The organism is Adonisia turfae CCMR0081 (assembly GCF_011009555.1).
Classification (GTDB): Bacteria; Cyanobacteriota; Cyanobacteriia; order Phormidesmidales; family Phormidesmidaceae; genus Leptothoe; species Leptothoe turfae.
This window is the reverse complement of the sequence record NZ_QXHD01000004.1, coordinates 5,565,465-5,589,592: the sequence shown is the minus strand read 5'-3', so window position 1 is coordinate 5,589,592 and position 24,128 is coordinate 5,565,465. Positions and strand designations below refer to the sequence as shown.

Here is a 24,128-nt window from a genome sequence, read left to right as displayed (position 1 = left end):
CGTAATCCTATGAAGTACTCATTTGTTAATCAACCTAGAGAAGAAGATTGCGGAATTGCCTGTATTGCAATGATCGCCAAGCACTATGGTCAAAAACTTCCTCTGTCACATGTCCGTGAACTTGTAGGAACTGGCCAGCTGGGTTCATCTTTACTAGGTCTGCAACAAGGGGCTGAAGCCTTAGGCTTTCAAGCTCGTTCTGGTCAGGCAACCGATGATATTTTTAATCGCATACATCGCCTGCCTTTACCCGCGATTATTCACTGGGGTAGGGAGCGCTGGGTTGTTTTCTACGGAAAAGAACAAAATAAATACGTTATAGCGGATCCAAGTATTGGCATTCGCCACCTCAGTGCGGACGAAATCAAGCGCAATTGGGGGGATGGTGCCATGCTTTTGCTGGTACCCGATGAACCATTTTATCGCTTATCAACCGATCAACCCAGCAGAGTTATTGGTGTTCTACAAAAGCTTTGGCCTTATCGTGTTTCATTAATTCAAATACTAGTATACGGTCTTTTCATTGGCTTTTTATCCCTAATTTTTCCATTTCTGATTCAGTTCATCACAGATGATGTGCTAATTGCAGGTGATATTCATCTGTTGCCTAGGGTGGCTTTAGCGGCTCTGGGCTTCTTTATCATTAAAAGCTTATTAAATCTAGTCCAAGTTACGTTAGTCGCCAATATCTTTCAAAGATTAGAACTAGGAATTACCCTAGAGTTTGGGCGTAAATTACTAAAGCTACCGCTCAATTACTATGAAACTCGACGTAGCGGTGAGTTTGCTAGTCGTCTCAAAGATATTTCCCGTATTAATGAGCTCATTATTGATGGAGCCGTTCAGCTACCTGGGTTACTTTTTACAGCATCCGTATCCCTTGGCTGCATGCTGTTTTTCTACAGCTATCGTCTGACAGCCTTCTCACTGCTAACAGCGGCCCTAATGTTAGGAGCAACCTTGACATTACTACCTATATTTCAGATCCGTATTCGACGTCTGCTATCTCTGAAAGCTAAGAACCAGGCCATGCTGGTGGAAATCTTCAGAGGGGCTATGACATTAAAGACAACAACGGCCCAGCCCCAAATTTGGAAAGAAATACAGGGAAGATTTGGTAATTTAGCTAGTAAAAAAGCTGACGCTGTACAACTCAGTTTTTTTACTGGCCAGTTAGCAACTTTGACATCAGGTGTTGGGCAAATTGGTATCTTTTGGCTGGGCACCTCCATGGTGATTAAAGAGGAATTGACCTTAGGGCAGCTCCTAGCCTTTAGCATCATGAGCTATAGCTTTCTGGAATTTATTAGTTTTCTGGTCAAATTTTCAGACAGATTTATGGAAGTTAAGACATCAGTTCAACGATTTGATGACGTTATTGATGTCGAGGATGAAAATCCAGATGATTGGCTAAAGCCCTTAGCTGAAATTCCCTCAGATGGAGATATCACCTTTAAGAAAGTCACCTTCCACTATCCGGGGCGGTTCAATTTACTAGAAACGTTTTCCCTCTCAATTCCTGGTGGTAAATTCTCTGCCCTTGTTGGAGCCTCTGGTTCTGGAAAAAGTACGATTGCTAAGATTTTAGCGGGCCTACATCCCTATCAGTCAGGCGAAGTACTTGTCGGTCCACACAATCTACGGGATTTATCTTCTGAATGTGTTCGTCAACAGATTGTTTTAGTATCCCAGACGACTCATTTTTGGAGTCGTTCAATTCTAGAAAATTTTCAGCTCTGTGCACCTAAGACCACCTATAACGAGATTGTCGCAGCTTGCCGCATTACGGGCGCAGATTCTTTTATTGACCAGTTACCAGAAGGCTATCTTACCGTTTTGGGAGAGTCCGGATCTAATCTATCGGGAGGTCAGCTACAGCGTTTGGCCATTGCTCGAGCCTTAGCGCTGAAACCAGCTGTCCTAATTTTAGATGAATCTACCTCTGCATTAGATCCCTTCAGTGAGGCTGACCTACTCCAACGACTGTTAGTGCATCGCAAGGGGCATACAACGGTTCTAATTAGCCATCGCGCCAGTGTTACCCGCATCGCTGATTGGGTTACCGTCATTAACAACGGGGAAGCAGATATTGCTGGCTCGCCTGAATACTTACTCAGTCAAGAAGGTGGCCACTTACAATTTCTGGAAGGTTCATCACCATACTCTTCAGGGGGGGCTAAGCGTCTCGTGGCAAGTAACACTAAAACAATCTCTGATATTTCCTCTCTCCCAGGACGTCGAGAGAACTAATCAAATTACACAAAAAACTTATAATAATTGGCAATGTGAGTGTGGCCCATGAAATATGATGATGCTATTTCAAATTCTATGTTTGAGTTGCCTAGTCAAATAAAAAAAACAACAGCGATTGAGTCCGTTACTGACATTGAGCTTGTAATTGAGCAAGCAAAATCACCTTTAGGCACCCTACCAGCAAAACAAGAATATCAAGCGCGGCAAACATCTGTAGAAGAGGCCCAGTCTCTGGCATCACCTGTAGTCGATGATTTTTTGCCGTCCCCTAACCGCCTACTGATTTTTGGCGGTTTAGGTTTGGCAAGTTTACTGGGTATAGGGGCATTTGCATCTACTTTAATCACTTACAACACAACGGTTAAAGCTGAAGCTGTAGTTGAGCCCATTGGTGATATCCGGTCTGTCAAAGCAGGTATGGGAGGAGTTGTTGACAAGATTCTCGTTAAGGATTACGACTCCCTAAAACCAGATCAAGAGATTGCTACTCTAAAAAATACAACACTGCTTGCTAAAGCCACTCGCATCAAAACTCAGCTTGTTGGGATTGAAGAGCGCTTAGCCCAAGTTGAAGGTCAGCTAAGTTCCCTGGAACAGAGACGTATAGCAGAGTCTAGCTGGTTAAAACAATTGGTACCAGGGGGAATAGGAACTAACAATAACCTGCCACAATTTGAATATTCTAAGAACACGCTCTTGGAATATCAAAAAAATCTTACAAGCCAATTAAAGCAGGAACAAAAAGAGTTAGAACAAACTCAACAATTAATCGACAGCCTAACAATTCGTGCTCCCCAAGCAGGTACTGTCTATGATTTAGAGCTTGAAAGGTTAGGGCAGACCGTTGCTTCCGATGAACCTATCGCTAAAGTTATTTCCAATGAAACAGGTTTAGTGATTAAGGCGTTATTACCTAATAATGATATTCAAAACATTGAAATCGGCCATCCTACAAAGCTACATTTACCCAAATGTGCTGCGTTTAGATTTGGTTCCTTACCAGGCCAAATTAGCTTAATTGAATCAGCACAAACAGATGTGGCAACTGATCTAGTCAAATCAGATAATCTTTCAGATACCTCTCACATAGTCACTGTAGAAGCCACAGAACAGGCCCTACAGGCTGTCGGATCAGAGGCCTGTGAGTTGTTGCCTGGGATGGAGGGGGAACTAACAATCATCACTGGACAAGAGAAGCTATTTAACTTCTTTTTGAGGAAGCTGCGTTTCAGCAGCAATATTTAAGTTATTGAGAAACTACCGTGGTACAGCCTGACGAGCGACAACTAGAAGAAATGCCTTTGTCACAGGGTAAATTAGCGCTTAGAGATGCGACCCTAGTAGCTAATGAACTAGTACTGGATACAGCCACCCTATCCCCAAGGCTTCATGTAGATAAGCAAGCGTCTCAGCCTAGCTCCCACACGGTAGAAATTTTCTGGGATGAAGCTTTGGTCACTGCCACCGAGTTACTCTATGGTGAGGCTGTCTATCCTATCAAGAACATTGACTCACTGCAAATCGTAAAACTGCATCGCAGGCGATCCGTCATCCAAAAAAAGCTCAGTAACTTTGCTGCTGGGATTATAGCCACAATTGGTGTAGTGCTAGTTATTGGCTCTCTACCCTGGCTAGTGCACGTTTTTGGCATGATCCTATTCATCAGTAGTCTGGGGTATGCCGTGTATTTTAATTGGTGGATTGAACAACGTAGACGCGGTGAATTCGGACTTGTCATGACCATGCAGACTGAGTCAAAAGTTGTCATTACAAGCCATAGTCTCAAGGCAATTCAGACCTTATATCAAATTCTTTTTCGCCGTCTAGATCAGGTCAATCTTAACGATGAGTCCCTGATGGTTAATATGTACACAGGCGAAACCCTCCATAAGGCATAAAGCCCCAGGTTGGGGCTGTAGAGGGGTGGATGAGTGATGGAATAATGGGGTGATGATTTAAGCGCAAGCGTCTAACGGTTGAAGAAGGGGCAACACACTGACATCTATTTACTTAGGATACTTCAGGACAATGTCCTCCTGAGTTCTATCTAGGCTGCTATATTGATTGTTGTTAATATACGCTAGCAACGTTTGACAAGGGCAAAATTACAATCTTCAAACTATTTGCCACAGCCTTTACAGAAGCTTTAAATACGTGATCAAAATTAGATTAAACTAGCTTTTTGGCTGTCTCTAAATCAGTAACATTTGTAAACCAACCAATTTTCAAATTGACCCTATATTGTTTTGAACAATGTTGTATTTGAGTTGTCAATATATTTCAAAGTTGCTGGTGGGGATGTAAAACAACCGTAACGAGCTACTCAGTTTTGCAAGTATCTAGAATATCTACGCGATAGTACTTAAGTTTTTCGTAGATTTCCCAGTTGAAAACCACTTAAAAAATTGGTCCATAGTATCTTGTCCTAGCTAGGCACGGTGGGGTTGAATCACATCTAAGGTCTTCTACCACAGAATCTACTACAGACCTTCCATATTGTTATTACATCAGTGTGACTCATAAGCCCTAATATTGTTTGTTGTCGATTCGGTGTGGATTGCCGGTCACTAAAGGTAACCCACGGTTAGAGTATCAATAGATACGGGCTGATATCAGTACAAATAAAATCGGGGATGGCTGAACATTCGATGTGTGAAATTGTTTTTAATTTATCTGAATCTAAAGGAAATTAAACATGGATACTTCTAAACGTTTAGGACTTGTACGCAACATCACAGGCCTAGGCATTTCCTGTCTAACAGTACTCTCTCTCTGCGTTTTCTCCAGCACGGTGCAAGCAAACACCCGTGATGCACAGGTAGTAACGTCAGACAATGATTCAGAATTGCTTGCTCAAACTCAAAGGACACAGGTGATTCGTCGCAGTGTTGTTCGGCAAACTAGTTTTACAGATCTTCGTCAAAATTATTGGGCATCAAGCTTTATTTACCCCTTAAGTGAACGTAGCATTATCGAAGGGTTTCCCAATGGCATGTTTATGCCTACCAATGGATTGACCCATGCTCAGTTCTCGGCGTTAGTTAACAAAGCCTTTGATGTGAGGCAAGTGCGCCAAGTCTCGTCTATTTCTGGCATTTCTCGCAGCTACTGGGCCTATAATGCTATTCAAAAGGCCTATTCCATGGGCTTTATCGATCTAGATGATGTTGTTGCTAATCCAGAACGACGACTGACACGATTAGATGTTTTGGTTTCTTTAGCCCGTGGTTTAGGCTACACCGAAATTATTTCGGGGAAGACCGTGACGGAGATTCTCAGTATCTATGAAGACGCTGATACTATTCCCACGGAATACCGCCTCATCATTGCAGCACTGACTGAGCGTGGCATTATCGTTAATTACCCCAATCGTAGTCGTCTCAACCTTTCCCAAGTAGTGAGTCGTTCCGAAGCCTGTGGTTTTATCCATCAGGCCATGGCCAGCTTGGGAATTATTGAATATGTTCGTAATGAGTATGTGGCCGACGACTTCCTCGATATTTTCATCTCGATTAACAACGATATTGAGATAGATAACTCGGTTGATATTGATAACGATAGCAGCAACGACGGCGGTGATGATGACGACGACGATGACGACGACGATGACGATGATGACGACGACGACGATGACGACGATGATGATTAATGAACTGAGTAGTGATACCAGTCAGCACGTTTGAGTGCAAGATTATCTAATGAATGGTTTTGGCACGACAGTTTTCATCTAGACAGATTTTCATCTAGACAGAGGGTGCTGTGAACCGTTACCCCCCGTTCTGCCAATGTTTCTTTGAAGAGAGACGTTGGCAGCGCTCGTTCCACTGGCCATACACCTGGGAGAGAGAGTTGCCCTGATAAAATTAACTGAGCTACGCTGCCGGTGCCATACCCAGCAGCAGCAGCTGTATCTGGATGGGTCGTCGTAGCCAGGTAGGTGGCGGCTTGTCCATGAGATTGCCCACGGAGAGCCAAACGCATGGCAATGCCTGTACCACTGAAGCGATCGGTGACTTGTGTCATGGCATAACTCACCTGAGAGAGAAATTCTGTTATGGCAGGTTGTTTTAGCCAGGTAGATGGCATCAGAGTCATTAAACTGGTCAGGTGATTATAGATGTCAGGCAGGGAGCCAAATTTAGTGATTACGGTATTTAATTGAGGAAAGGATTGGGCCAGGGTAAGGGCTTCAACCGTATTAAACCAATACACGCCGGCCCCTTGGTTATAGGGAGCAGGGAAGGGTAAAACTTCTCGCTCACTGTAGGGTTGAATCAAGCGTTGCTGACCGTCAACTTTGGCTGCAAAGGGAGTTTGCAACTCGATAAATGTGGTGCGCATAACGGTTACACCTGCTCCACCCGACCCAGCCACCAAATAGCTGAGATGAGCATGCTGAGCTTTTTCTAATTGCTCAATACCCTGACGCACCATACCATTAGAGATGCCGGGAAACACCCCAGTGCTGACAATGCAGGTCACACCGGCCACTTTGGCAACCTCCCTAAATGCCAATGCCTTGCTAACGTAATCAGGGCTATCGGCAACATCAATGTAGGGAACTTTTTGCTCAATACATTGGGACAAAATATGGAAATCTCGTGGGCGAAATGGTCCCGCACAGTGGATGACTAAATCGTGAGATGAAATCGCATCCCTCACCCGCACTTTGTCTTCCAGGTGCAGAGATTGATATCGCTGGCGTGGCTCCAGACTAAACGCAGCCTGAGCACGTCTGCCCGTTAGGGTCATTTCCACATCGGTATGACGCAACAAATCAGCAGCCACGCTCCGACCAATGCGGCCACTGCCGCCGATAATCAAAACTCGCTGTGCCATAAACCAGTTATCCCAACGCTATGCCAAGCTTATCCTCCGTTCACACCTTCACTATTGACAACCTGTAGTTGCTGCAAAGACCGGCTGTAGCTGACAATAAACCAACTACACGTTGACCTCATTCTTTATGACTTTGCCCGTCACCCCCAAAGCATCTCGTGATTATCTGCCTGCGATTAATGGCTGGATCATTACAGTGTGGCTAATTGCCATGTTAGTGGCATCTCCTATTCTAGTGGTCCTGGGCAGTGTGTTTTCCCATAGTGAGGGGGTCTTTAGTCACCTGGCTTCAACGGTACTGACCCAGTACATTACCCATTCTCTGGTCTTGATGGTGGGGGTGGGGGCTGGGGTGCTGTTTTTAGGCATTTCGACGGCTTGGTTGGTAACCATGTGTCGTTTCCCAGGCGGTCGTTTATTTGAATGGGGTCTGCTATTGCCGCTGGCTGCACCGGCCTATCTGCTGGCCTATACCTATACGGACTGGCTGGATTATTATGGCCCGGTGCAAATTTGGTTGCGATCGCAATTTGGCTGGCAGTCTGTCACCGATTATTGGTTTCCCGACGTGCGTTCGGTGGGTGGGGCCATTGTCATGTTTAGCTTCACCCTCTATCCCTATGTGTATATGCTGGCACGGGTAGCCTTTCTAGAACAGTCAGTATGCACCTTAGAAGCCAGTCGTTCCCTGGGTTGTAGCCCCTGGCGCAGTTTCTTTAAAGTGGCCTTACCCTTAGCGCGCCCAGCGATTATGGCAGGACTATCGCTGGCATTAATGGAAACCCTGAGCGATTTTGGCACTGTTGACTATTTTGGTGTCGCCACCTTTACCACTGGCATTTATCGCACCTGGTTTGGCATGGGTGCCCAAGTGGCCGCTGCCCAACTGTCTGCCATGTTGATGGTCTTCATTTTTGTGCTGATTATTCTAGAACGCTGGTCGCGACGACAGGCAAAATATTATCAGGCAAAAAACAGTGTTCAGCGACCTCAACCCTACAATCTACAAGGCATTCGCGCCTGGGGAGCGACCTTAGCCTGCGGACTGCTAATTACCCTAGGGTTACTGTTACCCGGTGGGTTACTGGCCCACATGACCCTCACTCATCTGGATGAGACCCTGGATAATCGCTTCTTTGAGCTGGCTCGTCATAGCCTAATTTTGTCAGGACTCACCGCTGGTATAGGTGTCATCGTCGCTCTAGTTTTAGCCTATGGCGAACGTTTGAGTAAACAACGCACTGTCAGTCTTGGGGTGCGTCTGGCCTCCATGGGATATGCTGTCCCCGGTGCAGTCATTGCTGTGGGTATTTTGATTCCCATTGTCAAACTCGATAAGGGACTGGCAGCCTGGGTAGAAGCCAGTACAGGACATTCAATGGGATTAATTCTGAGTGGCACAATTGTGGCCCTAATCTTTGCCTATTTAGTCAGATTTCTTGCTGTGGCCTTAGGGACCGTTGAATCAGGTCTGGCCAAAATTCGCCCCACCATAGATGACGCTGCCCGTAGCCTGGGCTGTGCTCCTAGTCAAACCCTGGTCAAAATCCACACCCCCCTCATGGCCAGCAGTTTACTAACAGCCATTATGTTGGTGTTTGTAGACGTCATGAAAGAGCTACCAGCCACCCTGGTTATGCGCCCCTTTAACTTTGACACCCTGGCAGTCAGAGTCTATCAATATGCCTCTGATGAACGTCTAGTGGAAGCATCGGCTCCAGCATTAATGATTTTGCTGGTGGGGTTGTTACCCGTTATCTTGTTGAGCTGGCGTATTGCCCGCGAGAGATAGATTGAGGGTGTAACGACCATTCTTACTAGCTGACTAACGTGGCTGGCCACGATGCAATCCCAGCTATCCAGCAAACTGGCTGGGGATAGCTCACCTGAGCCAGTTTGCTTTTTGTAAAAGCAATTGGGGGAATGTCACGCTTAAGTTTGTGATTTTATTGAGATCCGTTATCATAAGTGAGAAGAATGGTGGTCAAGTAAATGCGTTACATTGACGCAAAAATGCTCCCTTAAGGCATCTTAATTTATGAACTGGCATGGTTGGCTGTTTATTGTTTGCTTTATAGCAGTCTCTGCCTGGGGGCTCAGACTATCCTGGCTTTGGTGTTATAAATCTAGATACGAGCAGTGGCGTAGGCATTCCCGCTCGTCCATGGGAGTCAAAAAGTTTAGACGCTCTAAACGGCACATATACTACGTTTCCCGTAAATAAAAATAAAAATCAATAGGGGCAATTAAGATCCATTTCAACAAAAAAGCCTGTACTGCTAAGTACAGGCCAAGTTGAGAGAGGAGAATTTCTTAATGAGCCCTTAAACTGTCGGAAATTTAAGAGCGTTAGGCCTGGGCAATACTATCTAGAGCCTTGTTGACTCGTTTAAAGTCAAAGCCAATTGCCCGTAGTGCATGCCATAGATGGCCCTGTAGAAAGAAGAACCCTAAGAAAAAGTGGGTATTAGCCAGCCAACACCGAGCCGTATGGGCATCCAAGGGTAGTTGAATAGTGTCTGCAAAATACGGAGACACCCCAAGCTTTGTGTCTAATACGGGGCCATAAAATTCAACGGGATAGGCCAGAGTATTAACGGCGCAGAAATAGGCAGCAACGAATGCGGCTAGGGCAATCCCCCCTAAAGAGTAGGAAAGGATAGCTTCCCCTGAGAAAGAGAGTACTCTCTTGGCCCAACCGAGGGGAGGTACAAGAATATGCCAGATTCCACCCAGAATTAACAGGGTGCCAACGAAGGCATGGCCTCCCACCAAGTCTTCCAAGTTATCAATGCTAGCAAAATGAGTTTGGTAGCCATAGATGGTGGCAATATCTAATGTGGGATTGGTAACCAAACGAACCTCACCCAAAGCTGGATCATAAAGACCATGCCATTTTGTCGCCCATAGGACCAATAGAATGGCACCCATACCTAAAAACAGCAGATGATGCCCTAAGATGAAGCCCAGCTTCTTAGGATCTTCCCAACTAAAATGGAATTTCTTGGCTCTACCGGAGGCTTTGCTTAAGTCTTCTTCACCTTTAACTAAATGGAACAGGGCACCGGCAGCCAGTACAGCAGAAGAAACCAGGTGCACAGCGCCAACAACAAAAGCAGGGTACGTATCAACCATAATGCCATCGCTGACACCTAGCCCCAGGCTGGCAAGATGGGGCAACAAAATTAACCCCTGTTCCCCCATGGGCAAAGAGGAATTATAGGTCGATAGCTCAAACAGGGTAAAGGCACCGGCCCAAAATGTAATGAGGGCTGCTTGAGCCACATGAGCTGATATAAACAGTCCAGACTTATCAGCAAAGCGAGAGTTACCCGCCCACCAGTCGTAAGTCGGACTTGATTCACCATACGCTTGCATAATAGTGATGATGTCTCCGAATAACTACGATAGTTATGTTGTTGCCTAGGGAGATAGATGTCACGGTGCAACAACAAATCCTGATTGAAAACAATCTGCTAACTAAATTATTTTCAATGGCTGAGACTAGCTTGTCCCATAAAGCTTCTTTTAGCAACTAATGAGATCTATTCTTAATAATAGTGATCTAAGAAACATTTAATTAGATGACATGCAAGGATTATAGCTTATAAAAGTCAAGCTTTTAGATCGATTTCCCTGTTTTATAAAGAGAAAAATTCCCAACAAAAAAGGATGGCAAATGCCATCCAGATTGAGAGGATATTTAGCTGTTGCTGATTTAGGGGATTATCGAGCTAGTAAATTTGCCCTAAGTCAATCTTTTTTAGATTAAATCCTCCCGGGGATCAGCAACACCGATAGTTAATTGGACTATTGCACCAGAGTTAGACAGCCTTCTAACCAAGTTGCAAGACTTTGTCGTGACTGAGCCAAACGATTGGTCACACACCACACCTGGATTGCTTCGTTCGCTGACACAACATGAACTCTGAGGGGTTGGTAACTCTTACAATCACAGGTAATGCCCAACTCCTTTAATCGAAAATAGGCTTCCCACCGCTCACAACAATCAATTTCAACCATAGAACTACTCAATAGATTTGATAGGGACTGGAGTTACCAGGACATGACCAACCATTGAACACATGTCATTGAATTTTAAAAAGTGGTCCTGGCAACCATTGGCAACAGCAATATATAAAACGCTTATAAGCCTCATTTCTAAAAGATTTCAAGTCAGACGCCGACAAACTCTTCTAGGTCAGGTGCAAATCTCTTCTAAGTACTTAATAAATAAATAAAATAGAAATTCAGTCATTAATCGTTATTACTTTCTAATCAGCCGTAACAAAATAACTAGAAGCTAATTGCATCAGCAGAAAAGCTAATGAAACGTGGGTGGTGACAAAAGTGGGTAAATCCCTAGTCTGCCCTTGGTTATAGGGAGCTACTATTGCGAATACGTCTCACGTGACAACAGTAAAGCCCATACATACCAGTGCTTTTAGTTGGTTTTGGTGAGCTAACATAGGGAATACGAACAATTCAACTATGCTGCAATAATCAGCTCAGTCGAGCTTTGACATCACGCTTAAATCCTTTCAAGGAGTCATACATGGTTAGCTTATCCGCACTAGTTACCCCCTTTGGTGAAGTTACAGAGAACGCGATCGCGCTAGAACAATCCATCACAGCACCTGTATGTGAAGGTCTGAATATCCTTTTAGCCAGTTTTCAGGCAATGTATATTCAGTACCAAAAACATCACTTTGTCGTAGAAGGGGCCGAATTTTACCAGCTGCATAACTATTTTGAAGAAAGTTATGACCAGGTACAAGGCCATGTTCACGACGTCGGTGAACGCTTAGATGGACTGGGTGGAGTACCGGCTGCCAGCTTTAGCAAACTAGCTGAGCTGTGCTGCTTTACCCCAGAACCTGATGGTATCTATCGCTGTCGCCAAATGGTCGAAAACGATTTGGCTGGAGAACAGGCAATAATTACAGTTCTACGTCGCCAGGCTGCCCAAGCTGAGAGCGTGGGGGATCGCGCCACCCGTTATTTGTATGAAACGATCCTGCTAAAGACAGAAGAACGCGCTTATCACCTCAATAATTTCTTGGCCAATGATACTTTAGTTGTCATTAACAACTAGCCAACCCTAGAAACAACCCAAACAAAGACCGGCCTCCCCTAAGGGGAGGTTTTTTAATGGTTTCCATTTGAAAAATATTCCCAGTTCCAATTGAACAGCAAATGAAAATAAGTGTCAAGAAGCTGGGACATTTTTCTACACATAGCCAGCATGTCAATAGCTATCAATGTTTTCTAAGCAACCATATGCTTTTATTCACTAGGGTTTTCACCACTACCTGGCAGATCGATCGGGTATGTCAGTATTCAATAGCCTTTACTAATAGGAGTTTGTCCTAGATTTAATTTGGCTAATTTTAAAGGAACTAGTCTCAATAAGCATGGGGATCTGAGTTAGACTAGCCGTAGTAAGCTACGCAGACTGGCATGGCAAAAGAGAAACAAATATTCTGTCTGGAAGGCCGTTTTGAAGGGTTTATGGCGGGGAGTAAGTCTCCGTTTAAGTACTTAAGCCTGCATGGAGCTGATGATCAGTATGCGGTTAAGCTACCTAAATCTGTACGGTTGATGCTGTTTCGCTACCTGCAGGTCGGTGACTGGATTCGGGTGATCGGTGATCGGTCCATTGATCAAGAAACCGGTGAGCCTAAACTAAAGGCAAAAGAAGTCATTCGGGTTAAGCCTTCGGATGTCGTGACTCCTCCCGCCAACTCGGTAGCTTCAACGCCACCGCCTAAGGCTAAACAGAAGAAGCCAAAGATCTTAATTTGTCAGAAGTCCAGTTGTCGGAAACGGGGGGCGTCTCAGGTCTGCCGTGAAGTAAAATCCACCCTCGCACATTATGGTTTAACCGACTCAGTTGACGTTAAGCTGACGGGCTGTATGGATAAGTGCAAAGCGGGACCGAATATGGTGGTGATGCCCCAAAAGCAGCGCTATACGAAAGTCAAGCCTGGTCAGATCCCTGGGGTGATTGCTGAGCATTTTCAGCAGCAGAGTAATGTTGGTTAAACCCTCTTTGCCATTGCGTTTGCCTGGGGGATTGGGAGCATTGGTGCTGTTATCGGTGTTTCTCCACGGGGGGCTGCTGCTGTTGCCCATGCCCCAATGGTGGTCAATGCCCGTAGAGTCTGACCCGGAGGAGGTGATTGAGGAAAGTGGTGCGATCGCTATTACGACTCTACCGATAATCCCCCAGTCCGATCCTCCACTTCAACCTGAAGCGCCCACCGTACAAGAGCTTGAACCTGTTGAGCCCCCTCCCCTGATCCAGGTACCCGATAATGGGTCGGCAATGGAGGATCTGTCGATTATTGAAGACGCTTTAGAAGATTTGGAGGAGCCTGAAGCGGTAGAACAACCGATTGAGCTTTCTGATGAGGATGAACTAGACCCTGAAAATAGTGAGCCAGAGGCTGGGATTGCATTTCAATTTGGCAATGATTTTCCCCACCTGGCAGGTTCACAGGCAGGCTGTTATGGCTTAGAAAACTGTCGCACAGCTGAAGGTCAAAACTATATAGACGCTGTGCAAGACATCACAAACAGATTAGAAGCTCAGGGCTATGAGTTAACCCCCTATGAGGGAAACGATGATTCTGATGTGCGTAACCACAGAATTTTTGAGATGCGTTTACCCGATAAGGCTGAGATTAAGTACCTGAATGTGTTTGGGGAAGGATTAAGGACAGCAATCTATATTATTACGCCGCGCATCATTACCCAGCAAGAGTTACAGACATTGGGAGATAGTCCACAGAGTGGGAGCTAACCCCACTGAAGACTAGGATAGCTTTTGCTCACAAAATGACTTTAAATCATCTAGATCTTTTTCCACCGCTTTTTTGATAAATAGCGGCATCACTATGGGCAGAAGCAGTTTAGGAAACAATTTTTTGCTGATGGCCTCCATTTGAATGATTAATGTGCTGAACTGACCAAAGGGAATGATGATGAAGATAGAATCCCACAATGTGCCATTGGTCTCGTTAATAATTCGGACCTGCTCATTTTGGACGGATTCAGTCACCTCAAATTCCATCATTGTCTCTTTATCATTAAGTACCCGCGACTGACGGAACCGGGTGCCCACGCCTAATTTGTTCTCTGACAAAAACTCAACTTTGGTTTCCCCAGAGATTGCTTGGGCAAATTGGCTAGGATCAGCAACCGCATTAAACACGACGGATACCGGAGCCAGAATTTTACGAGTGACGGTAATTGAGGTCATTTCAATAGAGATGATGGCACTTCAAGCAGCATCTCAAGTGTAATCAAGCCTCTCACATCGGCATTTAAACCCTTAGATTCTGTTTGCCATGCAGTGTTCTTAATTGCTGACATGACCCACTAAGCTCCTCGATATGCCCTGTGACATATCGAGGAGCTTGGCGAGAAGGGGAACTTTGGCCCGAACCCAGTGGTCCGGACCAATCTGATGAAAGCCTATAACCTTTATACCCAACCTACACGGTCCATAATGCGCACAGCTTCAGACTGATTCTCGCCGAGCTGATTCACATTGAGGGTATCGGCATTAAAGGTGCCAAATTCGCCCACAACAGGATCCACAGGAATTCCTTCAACAACGGGGTACTCATTGTTGCCCTGGGCAAAGAATGCCTGGGCATTATCGCTGGCAAGATATTCCAAGAATTTAACAGCATTCTCACGGTTGGGTGCAGACTTAACCACACCAGCACCGCTAATGTTGACATGGGTCCCCCGCTCATTTTCACCCTGGTTGGGGAAGAACACACCGATCTTCTTGAAAATCTCTTGCTTAGCGGGATCGCTGTCCTTGGCGTAGCGGGGCAGATAGTACGTGTTTGCGATCGCAATTGCCCCGATGCCAGCGGCTGCCGCTTCAATTTGGGCCCGATCATTACCCTCAGGTTGACGTGCAAAATTAGCCACCAGTCCGGTCGCCCAATCTTCAGCATCTGCTGCACCATGGACAGAAACCATAGACGCCGTCAAAGACTGACTGTAGATGTTGCTGGAAGAGCGGGTCAAAATCTTGCCACGCCAGCGAGAATCTGCCAGTGCTTCATAGGTAGATAGCTCAGAAGGATCCACTAAATCTTTGTTGTACATCAGCACCCGTGCCCGCTTGCTGACACCAAACCAATGGCCATCAGGGTGACGTAGACTCTCAGGAATACGCTCTTCTAGAATGGTGGAAGATACGGGTGCAAAGACACCCTCTTGATCAGCTCGCCAGAGCCGGCCTGCATCCACGGTCATAAACACATCAGCTGGGCTGCGATCACCTTCTGCCTTAAGACGCTCTAACAGCTCATCAGCCTTACCTTCTAACAAATTAACCCGAATCCCTGTGCGCTCAGTAAACTCCTTGTAGAGCGTGTCATCGGTGTTGTAATGGCGAGAAGAATACAGGTTTACTTCACCCGTTTGCGCACCCCCCCGCTTAGGGGCAAACACCTGAGTTGCTGCAAACGCTGCTGTTGAACCAGCACCGCTAATCAAAAGAGAACGCCGTGAAAATTTCATAGATTCCGATCCTTCTGGTGACTACAGGCGAACAACGCCATCAATACGCATCGTTTATTAGGATTAATTATCATTCTGCATGGTGATTACTTTTAACAGATGAAAACCCAAAAACAAACTGGTTGCAAAAATCATCAATTTCTGCTCACTGAGACTAAGGTGAGCAACGATACAAATCCCGCTTGTATCAGTAGCCATCCTTGTCGTGCTTAAATATCGGGCTGGCGATATATCTAAGCGCTCCATTACTGAGCATGAACGTAGTTATTGACTCCCACTTTCAGTAATTTCACAGATGCCAAAGGATTATCCCACAGAAGCTTATTGACATCAATAGCTAATAAACTGAACACGCATTTAAGCGGATTTATCGCTTACAGAAGCGATAAATCCTTTGTTTATGGTAATTTCACCAGCTTTAGACACACGTTAAGCCAGGTAGTAATCATAATAAGTTTAACTAATCTATTTTCTATAGAATATATAGTTGATAACCAATATCAATGTTCTAGGCAGAAAATCCGATGGAGAAAACGACTCCATCGGACCACATGTGTGCGTTAAGGAAAGTTAATGGGTTAAAAGGGAGATTATAGATCGGCCCATTCTTCAGGCAGCATATTGGCAACCAGTTCAAAACTTCCAGCACCATCGGGGGTGAGCACATAGGCTAACCCTTGGGGGGCCGGATAGATACCCGTTGCAGCTTCAAAAATATCGTCATGACCAACAATGACCGTGTTTTGCCCAGCCTCAGGTACCGCTGTCAGCAGTGGCATCACGTTATCCTGCATTTCTTCCACCTGAGCATCGGTGTATTCCTCAAAAGGCAGGAAGTTTAGCTTGGAATTCTTCTCATGGCGACCAAAGGCTAAATCCGCTGTCTGCCATGCCCGGCAGTAGTCACTGGAGATGACATCACCCACTGGAATTGCTTTTTCTTCAAAGGCCGCGCCAATATCCTTTGACTGCTGTATACCCACATCGTTGAGTTTACGCTGGGTTTCACAGTCGTTGAGGTCCATGTTGGGATCAGCCTGATCCGCATAGTCACGCTCTGTTTGAGCATGTCGGAAATAGATCACATGACCGCCTTCTTGCAGTGCAGCCAATAAATCCGCGCCAGTTAGTTGGTCCTGAAAATCAGCATTGGCCTGCTCTCCAGCACTGTAGTCAGCACCGCCTTCTCCACCTTCTCCACCTTCTCCGCCTTCCCCGCCTTCAGCAATCTCAGCGACGGGTGCATCGGTCGCTGTATCAGCAGCGTCACCAGTCGTCGTTCCACCACCACATCCCACAAGAGCCACTGTAAGACCAAGGGTTAAAAATAACTCAACAGCTTTTGGTTGTCTCATCATCACTCTCCATCTGTTTAAAACAGTCATTACAGATTAATTACACTATTGAGAGTGGATGTCAAATAAAAATGTTGACATCCATTAAAATATCGATTAGCTGCCGATTCTGTTGTCAACACACCTAAAAAATTACTCCAGCATTACAGGAGAAAAAACCTGTGCTGACCGACAATCAACACAGGCACTAACGCGTTACGGACCTTATGGGACCTCTTTATGATGATGTTTAGGCAATCATCAATTCTCTGTGGTGAGCCTTAAGGGCTTTATTGCTGACAAATCGTTCTCTACCAGACCAGCGCATAAGCCCAGTGGCCTCCAGTTGTTTAATAAATCGGGTGATGGTAACTCTTGAAGTACCAATGGTTTCAGCAATTTCTTGATGGGTTAATCTGATAGTGATCAACCGGCCATGGCTCGTGGGTTGACCAAAATTCTCTGCTAACCAACAGGTAAACTGCAGCAATCGATCTTGTACCTGGCGGCAGTGCATAATTTGTAATAAGCGATTAACCTGGGCCGTATGCTTGAGCAGCATATCAATTGTGAGGGGATAATCTAGGGGTAGTCGAATCAGTTCAACGGCACTCAAACACTGTAATTCACAGGGTTCCACTTGACTGATGGGAACGCCAATAACACTGCCTGGGCTCCATAAACCCAGAACAACAATTTCACCCTCTTCACTCCATGTGACCGTACGCACTAACCCAGAGCGCACTTGCCAAAGTGTACACGTGTCAACAGAGATGCGATCGCGACGCTTAAAACGATAATTGGGTTGTAACAGCGTTGAAGACATAGTGAATAGAGTGTTTACAACATGGGATATAGCTAGAAAGTTAGTAATCTCCGTTGCTGATTTAAAGGATGAATCGATCTAGCAAGATTGTCCTACATCAGTATTTTTCAGATTAGACCCTCCCAAGAACCAGCAACACTAGTGATTTAATACAGCAGCACGGCTTAACTGTTCTACCTGTTGCCAATGGTGCAGGATGGTGGATTCGACTAAACGCGGCTGATCAAAGTGAAAGAAATGATGGCCTTCAGGACAGGTCCATATGCGATCGCTGGGCTTCAGCAACGACTGCCAACGTTCCGAACCATTCACAACGGCATCATTACCCCCTTGACATACCAACAATGGAGGCTGAATCTGGGTTGACTCAATATCTTGACACTTCACCAAAGAATGGATAGCGAGCCCTGAATCTAAATCTTGTTGCAGCATTTCGACCAATACGCGGGTGATATCACAACTGCGTTGACCAAACAACATTCGCGCCATCTGGGCCAACACAATTTCACGACTACAGGGCAACAACTGTCGCAAAGCATAGTAGTGTGCGTGCCAATTAACCCCTGGACTAGCTGCCACAGACAACAGCGTCAACGATCTAACATGTTCTGGATATCGCTGGGCATAAAGCCAGCCCACAACGCCACTCAAACCATGTCCTATTAAATCTATCGGCTGCTTGGTATGTACAAAATTCTTATGCAAATAGTCATGCAACAAACTGATGGCCACCTCTAAACAACAGGGCTCATCAGCCGTTTGAATATATTCCCAGCGAGCGATGGAAACTCGCTTTGACAGACGACACAATAATCTCTGGTCAAATCTCTTGAGATTAGGACTAACCGTCAACCACAACGCAGAGGGAAAGTAAGACATAGACAATAATGATTAACGCAACAATCTGATTAACGGGTTTTGATATTTGGTAAAACAACCTGGATGACGACAACGTCACTTCTCAACGTTATTTCTGAAATAAGCAACTAGTGGCAAACGTTTGCCCCCACTAGAAACAAACCAATCATGGCCACATTGAAACCTCCCAAGCCCACCAGCTTATTGATTATAGATTTCAATAAGCTTCGAAGTTAGTATAAATCACTTTTGGATAAATAGGAATAGATCTCGATAGCTGAATAATAAAAAAGCTGAAGCGCTTGGAGAAAAAGGCTTCAGCTTACTGAATTAAGTGTGATGACAGAATTATTAAGAATTCTTCCAATTAGTTAGGCTACCCACAGGAGACCTTGCCCCGTGATTTACAGCTAGGGCAGACACCGTAGAGCATTAGCTGACAATCTAAAACATGGTAGCCAGAGCTATCTGCCTGTCCTTGACCAATCCGATCAATATTATTTTCCTGAAATTCCAGGGTTTGACCACATTGAACACACACCAAATGGTGATGGTGATCCCGCAGAGGGCGGTTGAGTTCGTAATGCTTATGTCCTTCAGCCAATTCTAATTCCCTCAATAAACCCATATACACCAATAGATGCAACGTCCTATATACCGTTGACAGACTAATGCGTTCGCCATCTTCTCTAAGAACATCGTGAAGATCCTCAGCACTCAGATGATTGCCTTGACTTAGGGTCTGAAAAATACTGAGAATCTTCTGACGCTGAGGCGTAGAGCGGTAGCCTCGGGCATTAAGCTCGGCTTTCCATACATCATCAGAATAGAAAGACATGGGATTCTCCTTTGGAAAGGCTTCGCCTGAGCCACGCTATTTGGGCTATGCACTCCGCCATGGACTAGTTCGCATTAACAAGATTGATACTCATTCTTATTTAGAGGACCTAGATTGGTCAAGTTTTTTATGTTAAATAGCTAGCGCAATTGCCGAAAATGCCTATTAAATACCTAGTTTATCGACTAATCTAACGCCTTCTACAAAAAATCAGCATTGCGATAACCATAATTCAATGCCCAGACAGTTAACGATAGTTTCTATTAAAGATCGCTGGCGGCTTCTCGTATCCCACGTCACATAAATAATATAGATTTTCAATAGTGAGGGAGGGGGCAAATCCAAAGCATGCCAAGGGGTTGCATATATCAACGGTAGTAACTCTTAGAAAATGGGCATAGAAAGAACAGCATCTACACGTCACAGGACGTCTATTCATGTCTCAACTAGCGCCTATTATTCTCGAAGACGGAACGACCATTTACATTGAAGCGGCCGATCGTAACGATATCCCCAGTGCCCCCCCTACTGATGAATCGGAACCAGGACGGGTGTCTAAAGGAGCATTTTCCTCAGGCATTCAGCGCCAGTTACCAACCGTCAAAAACACCATTACCCAGTACACCCGTTATGTCTTAAACGCCTTCAAAGAATTAGGCAGTGGTAATGTCGATAAGGTCAACCTTGAGTTTGGTCTGAAAATAGCAGGATCATCGGGCATTCCCTATATCACAGAGGGCAGTGCCGAGGCCAATCTACAAATTACCGTTGAATGCTCATTTAAGGATTAAGCGGCACCACTTTAACCCGTTGCAGTAAATTACCGCCATGGCGATATCCTACATGGCTAACACGTACCAGGTCTTCGGGGTTGGCCATGCCCCTGACCAATTGATGCTGTTGTGGATCATAGGAAAGCTGTTGGCCCACTGTGCCGATAACAGTCACCCCCCAGCTTTCCAGCAATCGTTCCACGGGTTTGACCAAAGGCAATAGTTTTTTAGCATCAAAGCCGTCATGCTCGGTGGCGGCTTTTGCCGCTGTGGGCCAATAAGTCAGCCAAGATTCCAGCACCTGCAGCGAATCCGCTTGGAATTGCTCCTGTAGATACTGGCTTTGTTGTTCTAACCGTTGCTCTAAACGAGCATATTCCTGGCGCAATCGGGCAACTTCGTCACTGGTGCTCTCTCCAATGGAAGCAGCTATGATTTCTGCCGTAGACTGTTCGGGGTCAAATGCCTGAAACAGCTCAGCAAGAGAGCATTCAAGAGCTGCTGCTAGCTTTTTCAAAGCAGTCACCCGCATGGTGTCAATATTTCCCTGCCTCAGCTGTTGTACCTGCCAGCGAGAGACCTTTGCTTTTTCGGCCAGTGCCCGCTGGCTAGGGATATTGGCTTGCTGCATCATAGTTTGCAGAGCCTGCTCGCTGGCTGAGGGATCACCGTGGTTAGATGCGTTGGACATTGACGTGCGGTATGAAGCGTTATGGGATTGTACCGCTTAACCAGAACCTGCTGTGCCTAGGGCCAGCCATAGAATCGTCGACTCCATCGAGCTGAGCGCTCCTATGGCTGAAAACTATTCCCAATGATGCAAACGGTTTCCTAGCGCCACTAATAGTGAAGAAATAATAATTATATAATTGACATGTAATATTGATAAATATAGGCTCATAATTAGTTTTATTTCTTGAAATATATTTTTAGTACAGGTGAGTTATGAAGAAGCGATTGAAGCCCCTAGAACTTTTTCTAACCGTCGGTATGATTGCCACCCTTGGTACGGCTTGTGGTGGGGGTGAAGGCGGTGAAGCTACAGAGCCTGCTGACATTGAAGACGTGGCCCCTGAGGGCGGTGAAGGCGGTGAAGGAGACGACGACGACGACGATGGCGACGACGAAGGGGGTGAAGGCGGTGAAGACTGATAGAGTCTTCAGCTTTCGAGGGTAGCCAACACATCGACCAACGCATCAATATCAACACTATTGTTATACGGCGCAAGCGAAATCCTAATGCGACCATTGCGCGTGCCACAAACGATTCGGTTACGACGTAAGGCGTCTCTTGCTCTCTCCACATCAAATTCTGAGTGAGCAAGCGTGACGATATGGGGAGAAGCCGACGGAGTCTCCAATGCTCGAAATGGTGTCCATCCGTATGTCTGGGTTCCCTGGATTAACCTGTGGGCAAGACGACGTGAGTGGGCCTCACGTTGACCTGCGCTCAACGTCATTAAATTTTCAAGCGCCGTTGTGAGGCCCACCATCGAAATGTAGGACATCGTCGACTGTGTAAAGCGTCGTGCGCCGGTGGCAAACGTTAACGTTGTGGCGTCAAAATCAAACGGATTGGTTGTTCCCATCCAGCCTGGAAGCGGTGTATCTTGCTCAAGCAAACCGGGAGCAACGGTTGCGATCGCAACACCACCATGCCCCCCCAACCACTTATAGCCACTGGTAACAACAGCATCAGCCTGCCAATGCTGTGAATCTATCTTCAGAATTCCTGCTGCTTGGGTGACATCGACCACGAGCCTTGCATCCACACGCCCACAGGCTTCGCGTAACCGGGGAATATCAACCATGGTTCCAGTGGAAAACTGAACAGAGCTGATGGCTACAACGGCGGTACGACTATCGATGTTATCGATCAGGCCATCTGTAAGATTCTCGGTTGCAATGTCATCAACAAAACGAAGAGCGCAATCATGCTCTTCCGCATATCGAATCCAAGGGCGAGTGATGGCTGGAAAATCTGTTGATACGGCAACAATGCAACTACCGGATGTTGGGCGAATCAAAAAGGGAAGTTGACCGAGCAATTCACTAGCGCTGGCTATAATTGCCAGCCGATCAGGACTACAATTCAAGAGTCTTGCACCGCGCTGACGTAACGACTCAAAGAATCCCACCTCTTCCTCATCGGTCATTCTGAGATTGCCATGGCGGGCAATCTTATCAAGAAAGTCGTGCATTGACTGTACAGCGGGCTGACCAATGAGCCCTAATGAAGCCTGGTTGAGATAGACAGAATCGTTAAGGCTTGGATAATTAGATCGATCGATGAGAGCGTTAATCGTGAAGTTTGCCATATCCTAAATTCAATAGAAAACCACCTGATCTTGTCATCATATTCACCGTTGTGATCGCCACTGGCCCACGGAATTAGGAGTGTTCAGCTGGTGGAGGATATTAGTCAGGTGGCGTTTGCTCCCATAATAAAACAGCCTAATAACACGCTCCCCTAAGAAAGATTCTGTGGGCAGAGGAGACTCGGCTAATAGTGTTTACCCCCTGTCATCCCCCTAGTCACAGGGATAGGCTTCGCCAACGTTAGGGGGACACAAGTACTTGGTTATACCTGTTACTCGGAGACTAGTCCCACGAGTAACAGGTATTGATTACTGCAACAAACTGCGTAGCATCCACGCATTTTTCTCATGAATCTGTAGCCGCTGGGTCAACAAATCAGCCGTCGGCTCATCGTTGGCCTCATCTGCGATCGCAAACACTTCACGGGCCGTGCGAGCAACCGCCTCCTGGCCTTCAACCAACAGAGCGATCATCTCTTCTGCCTTGGGAACCCCCTCAGTCTCACTAATAGAACTGAGTTTGGCATATTCACTGTAGGTGCCAGGGGCAGGAAAACCGAGGGCACGAATACGCTCTGCGATCGCATCCACCGCCAGCGCCAGTTCGTTATACTGCCCTTCAAACATGAGATGAAGTGTCTGGAACATAGGGCCAGTCACGTTCCAATGAAAATTATGGGTCTTGAGATAGAGCGTGTACGTATCAGCCAGGGTGCGAGATAGACCATCTGCGATCGCCTGACGCTGATCGTCACTGATACCAATGTTAATAGGGAGAGTTGACGTGGACATGACTAGTCTCCTGATAGTGAGTGGTGGGTCTTAAACGATGTCCAAGTTGAAATGCAGCTGCTTTTGCAAGAGCACTCTAGCCTTAGACATGCACAACGTTCAATAACCTGCTTGGCCAAACAATATAGTGCAGCGCAGCAATTATAGATATTGAAACCTTGCCTGACTGTATTTTGTGGCCTTCTTAATCATACTCATAACGACTTCGACTTGCAATATTTTTTTATTGACTACAGTCAATGTAAAAACACCACTGCATGGCAACATCAGTTAGATATAAAACTCAGACAAATTACCAACACAGTTGATCGAGGTTTGGGCTATGGTTTGAGGGATTATTACATTTGGGCAAATGGCATTGGCACATTGGCAGATAGTGAAGCGGTCCTTAGGCAAACACGCCATAGTTATGGCTGTCGGTTTTCTGGCTGTAATTCCCAGCCGTGGTCTAGCCCAAGCACCGCTCAATCCCGAAATTCAAATCGGTCTGGTGCAGCGGTTTGGAGAAGAGCGGGACGATCAGCTTGTCCTCACCCCCCTAAATGGCGATACCCTAACGGTGACCTTTGAAACCGGTGGCCAACCCCAGACAATTACCACCCAGGAGCTGACGTTGGCGGTAGGGGCTAACCCTTTACCCCAACCTGTTTTACAAGAATGGGTGGTGCTCAGTAGCCACCGTAGCTTTGAAAGTGCCGAAGAAAGTGCAAATCAGTGGATAGCAAAGGGCATTGCCGCAGAAGTTGCACA

22 protein-coding genes and 1 pseudogene are annotated in these 24,128 nt (G+C 45.9%); 11 read left to right on the top strand and 12 right to left on the bottom strand.

Going from position 1 to position 24,128, the window contains the following annotated elements; genetic code table 11:
* Positions 1-9 precede the first annotated feature (9 nt).
* The 4 genes from DXZ20_RS27785 (at position 10) to DXZ20_RS27770 (ending at position 5,902) form a co-directional block, all read left to right on the top strand.
* Entirely contained in the window at positions 10-2,250 is a 2,241-nt protein-coding gene (locus DXZ20_RS27785; protein WP_163702344.1) for a peptidase domain-containing ABC transporter, read from the top strand.
* Between the two features lie 48 nt (positions 2,251-2,298).
* The gene (locus tag DXZ20_RS27780; RefSeq protein ID WP_163702342.1) at positions 2,299-3,498 is read left to right on the top strand and encodes an HlyD family secretion protein; all 1,200 of its coding nucleotides are present in this window, start codon (positions 2,299-2,301) and stop codon (positions 3,496-3,498) included.
* 17 nt (positions 3,499-3,515) lie between these two features.
* Positions 3,516-4,151 carry a DUF6232 family protein gene (locus tag DXZ20_RS27775; protein WP_163702340.1) on the top strand — a complete coding sequence of 212 codons (636 nt, stop codon included), beginning with the start codon at positions 3,516-3,518 and terminating at the stop codon, positions 4,149-4,151.
* Positions 4,152-4,948: 797 nt separating this feature from the next.
* Positions 4,949-5,902, top strand: a complete 954-nt coding sequence (locus tag DXZ20_RS27770; RefSeq protein ID WP_163660329.1) for an S-layer homology domain-containing protein — start codon at positions 4,949-4,951, stop codon at positions 5,900-5,902.
* A gap of 74 nt (positions 5,903-5,976) precedes the next feature.
* On the opposite strand, the gene DXZ20_RS27765 is transcribed toward DXZ20_RS27770, so the two are convergent.
* Complete coding sequence (locus DXZ20_RS27765) at positions 5,977-7,092, bottom strand: saccharopine dehydrogenase family protein (RefSeq protein WP_163702337.1); 1,116 nt, start codon at positions 7,090-7,092, stop codon at positions 5,977-5,979.
* Between the two features lie 127 nt (positions 7,093-7,219).
* Here DXZ20_RS27765 and DXZ20_RS27760 point away from each other — a divergent pair, with 127 nt between their 5' ends.
* Positions 7,220-8,884 (top strand): ABC transporter permease, encoded by a 1,665-nt coding sequence (locus DXZ20_RS27760; RefSeq protein WP_163702335.1) that lies wholly within the window; start codon positions 7,220-7,222, stop codon positions 8,882-8,884.
* A gap of 557 nt (positions 8,885-9,441) precedes the next feature.
* Here DXZ20_RS27760 and DXZ20_RS27755 read toward each other — a convergent pair.
* Both DXZ20_RS27755 and DXZ20_RS27750 read right to left on the bottom strand, forming a co-directional pair.
* Positions 9,442-10,470 carry a chlorophyll a/b binding light-harvesting protein gene (locus tag DXZ20_RS27755; RefSeq protein ID WP_163702333.1) on the bottom strand — a complete coding sequence of 343 codons (1,029 nt, stop codon included), beginning with the start codon at positions 10,468-10,470 and terminating at the stop codon, positions 9,442-9,444.
* A 432-nt stretch (positions 10,471-10,902) separates the two neighbouring features.
* Positions 10,903-11,115 carry an Asr1405/Asl0597 family protein gene (locus DXZ20_RS27750; protein ID WP_163702332.1) on the bottom strand — a complete coding sequence of 71 codons (213 nt, stop codon included), beginning with the start codon at positions 11,113-11,115 and terminating at the stop codon, positions 10,903-10,905.
* A gap of 532 nt (positions 11,116-11,647) precedes the next feature.
* Here DXZ20_RS27750 and dpsA point away from each other — a divergent pair.
* The 3 genes from dpsA (at position 11,648) to DXZ20_RS27735 (ending at position 13,897) form a co-directional block, all read left to right on the top strand.
* On the top strand, positions 11,648-12,187 hold the full coding sequence (gene dpsA / locus DXZ20_RS27745; protein ID WP_163702330.1) for a DNA starvation/stress protection protein DpsA: 540 nt from the start codon (positions 11,648-11,650) through the stop codon (positions 12,185-12,187).
* A 365-nt stretch (positions 12,188-12,552) separates the two neighbouring features.
* Positions 12,553-13,137, top strand: a complete 585-nt coding sequence (locus tag DXZ20_RS27740) for a (2Fe-2S) ferredoxin domain-containing protein (protein ID WP_163702327.1) — start codon at positions 12,553-12,555, stop codon at positions 13,135-13,137.
* Positions 13,127-13,897, top strand: coding sequence for a hypothetical protein (locus tag DXZ20_RS27735; protein WP_163702325.1), 771 nt, complete (start codon positions 13,127-13,129; stop codon positions 13,895-13,897). Before DXZ20_RS27740 ends, DXZ20_RS27735 begins: the two co-directional genes overlap by 11 nt.
* Positions 13,898-13,909: 12 nt before the next feature.
* Here DXZ20_RS27735 and DXZ20_RS27730 read toward each other — a convergent pair whose 3' ends face one another.
* The 6 genes from DXZ20_RS27730 to DXZ20_RS27705 form a co-directional block, all read right to left on the bottom strand.
* Entirely contained in the window at positions 13,910-14,356 is a 447-nt protein-coding gene (locus DXZ20_RS27730) for an SRPBCC family protein (protein ID WP_163702323.1), read from the bottom strand.
* Between the two features lie 224 nt (positions 14,357-14,580).
* A complete protein-coding gene (locus DXZ20_RS27725; protein ID WP_163702321.1) occupies positions 14,581-15,639 on the bottom strand; it encodes a Fe(3+) ABC transporter substrate-binding protein in 1,059 nt (352 codons plus the stop codon).
* Between the two features lie 590 nt (positions 15,640-16,229).
* The gene (locus DXZ20_RS27720; RefSeq protein WP_163661684.1) at positions 16,230-16,994 is read right to left on the bottom strand and encodes a histidine phosphatase family protein; all 765 of its coding nucleotides are present in this window, start codon (positions 16,992-16,994) and stop codon (positions 16,230-16,232) included.
* Positions 16,995-17,223: 229 nt separating this feature from the next.
* Entirely contained in the window at positions 17,224-17,799 is a 576-nt protein-coding gene (locus tag DXZ20_RS27715) for a Crp/Fnr family transcriptional regulator (RefSeq protein WP_006513766.1), read from the bottom strand.
* Between the two features lie 138 nt (positions 17,800-17,937).
* Positions 17,938-18,678, bottom strand: coding sequence for an alpha/beta fold hydrolase (locus tag DXZ20_RS27710; RefSeq protein ID WP_163660351.1), 741 nt, complete (start codon positions 18,676-18,678; stop codon positions 17,938-17,940).
* A 355-nt stretch (positions 18,679-19,033) separates the two neighbouring features.
* Positions 19,034-19,495: a Fur family transcriptional regulator gene (locus DXZ20_RS27705; protein WP_163660353.1), complete on the bottom strand. Its 462-nt coding sequence runs from the start codon at positions 19,493-19,495 to the stop codon at positions 19,034-19,036.
* 437 nt (positions 19,496-19,932) lie between these two features.
* Here DXZ20_RS27705 and DXZ20_RS27700 point away from each other — a divergent pair, with 437 nt between their 5' ends.
* On the top strand, positions 19,933-20,286 hold the full coding sequence (locus DXZ20_RS27700; RefSeq protein ID WP_163660355.1) for a CU044_2847 family protein: 354 nt from the start codon (positions 19,933-19,935) through the stop codon (positions 20,284-20,286).
* On the opposite strand, the gene DXZ20_RS27695 is transcribed toward DXZ20_RS27700, so the two are convergent.
* Positions 20,276-20,959: a helix-turn-helix domain-containing protein gene (locus DXZ20_RS27695; protein ID WP_163660357.1), complete on the bottom strand. Its 684-nt coding sequence runs from the start codon at positions 20,957-20,959 to the stop codon at positions 20,276-20,278. The two genes, DXZ20_RS27700 and DXZ20_RS27695, sit on opposite strands and share 11 nt — an antisense overlap.
* A gap of 254 nt (positions 20,960-21,213) precedes the next feature.
* On the opposite strand from DXZ20_RS27695, the gene DXZ20_RS27690 reads away from it, so the two are divergent.
* The gene (locus DXZ20_RS27690; RefSeq protein WP_163702312.1) at positions 21,214-21,420 is read left to right on the top strand and encodes a hypothetical protein; all 207 of its coding nucleotides are present in this window, start codon (positions 21,214-21,216) and stop codon (positions 21,418-21,420) included.
* A gap of 8 nt (positions 21,421-21,428) precedes the next feature.
* Here the strand turns inward: DXZ20_RS27690 and DXZ20_RS27685 are convergent, their stop codons facing one another.
* Both DXZ20_RS27685 and DXZ20_RS27680 read right to left on the bottom strand, forming a co-directional pair.
* Positions 21,429-22,586 (bottom strand): aminotransferase class V-fold PLP-dependent enzyme, encoded by a 1,158-nt coding sequence (locus tag DXZ20_RS27685; RefSeq protein ID WP_163702310.1) that lies wholly within the window; start codon positions 22,584-22,586, stop codon positions 21,429-21,431.
* Between the two features lie 309 nt (positions 22,587-22,895).
* On the bottom strand, positions 22,896-23,378 hold the full coding sequence (locus tag DXZ20_RS27680; protein ID WP_163660363.1) for a Dps family protein: 483 nt from the start codon (positions 23,376-23,378) through the stop codon (positions 22,896-22,898).
* Positions 23,379-23,787: 409 nt separating this feature from the next.
* On the opposite strand from DXZ20_RS27680, the pseudogene DXZ20_RS27675 reads away from it, so the two are divergent.
* Positions 23,788-24,128: pseudogene (locus DXZ20_RS27675) on the top strand (SpoIID/LytB domain-containing protein); the annotation flags it as partial.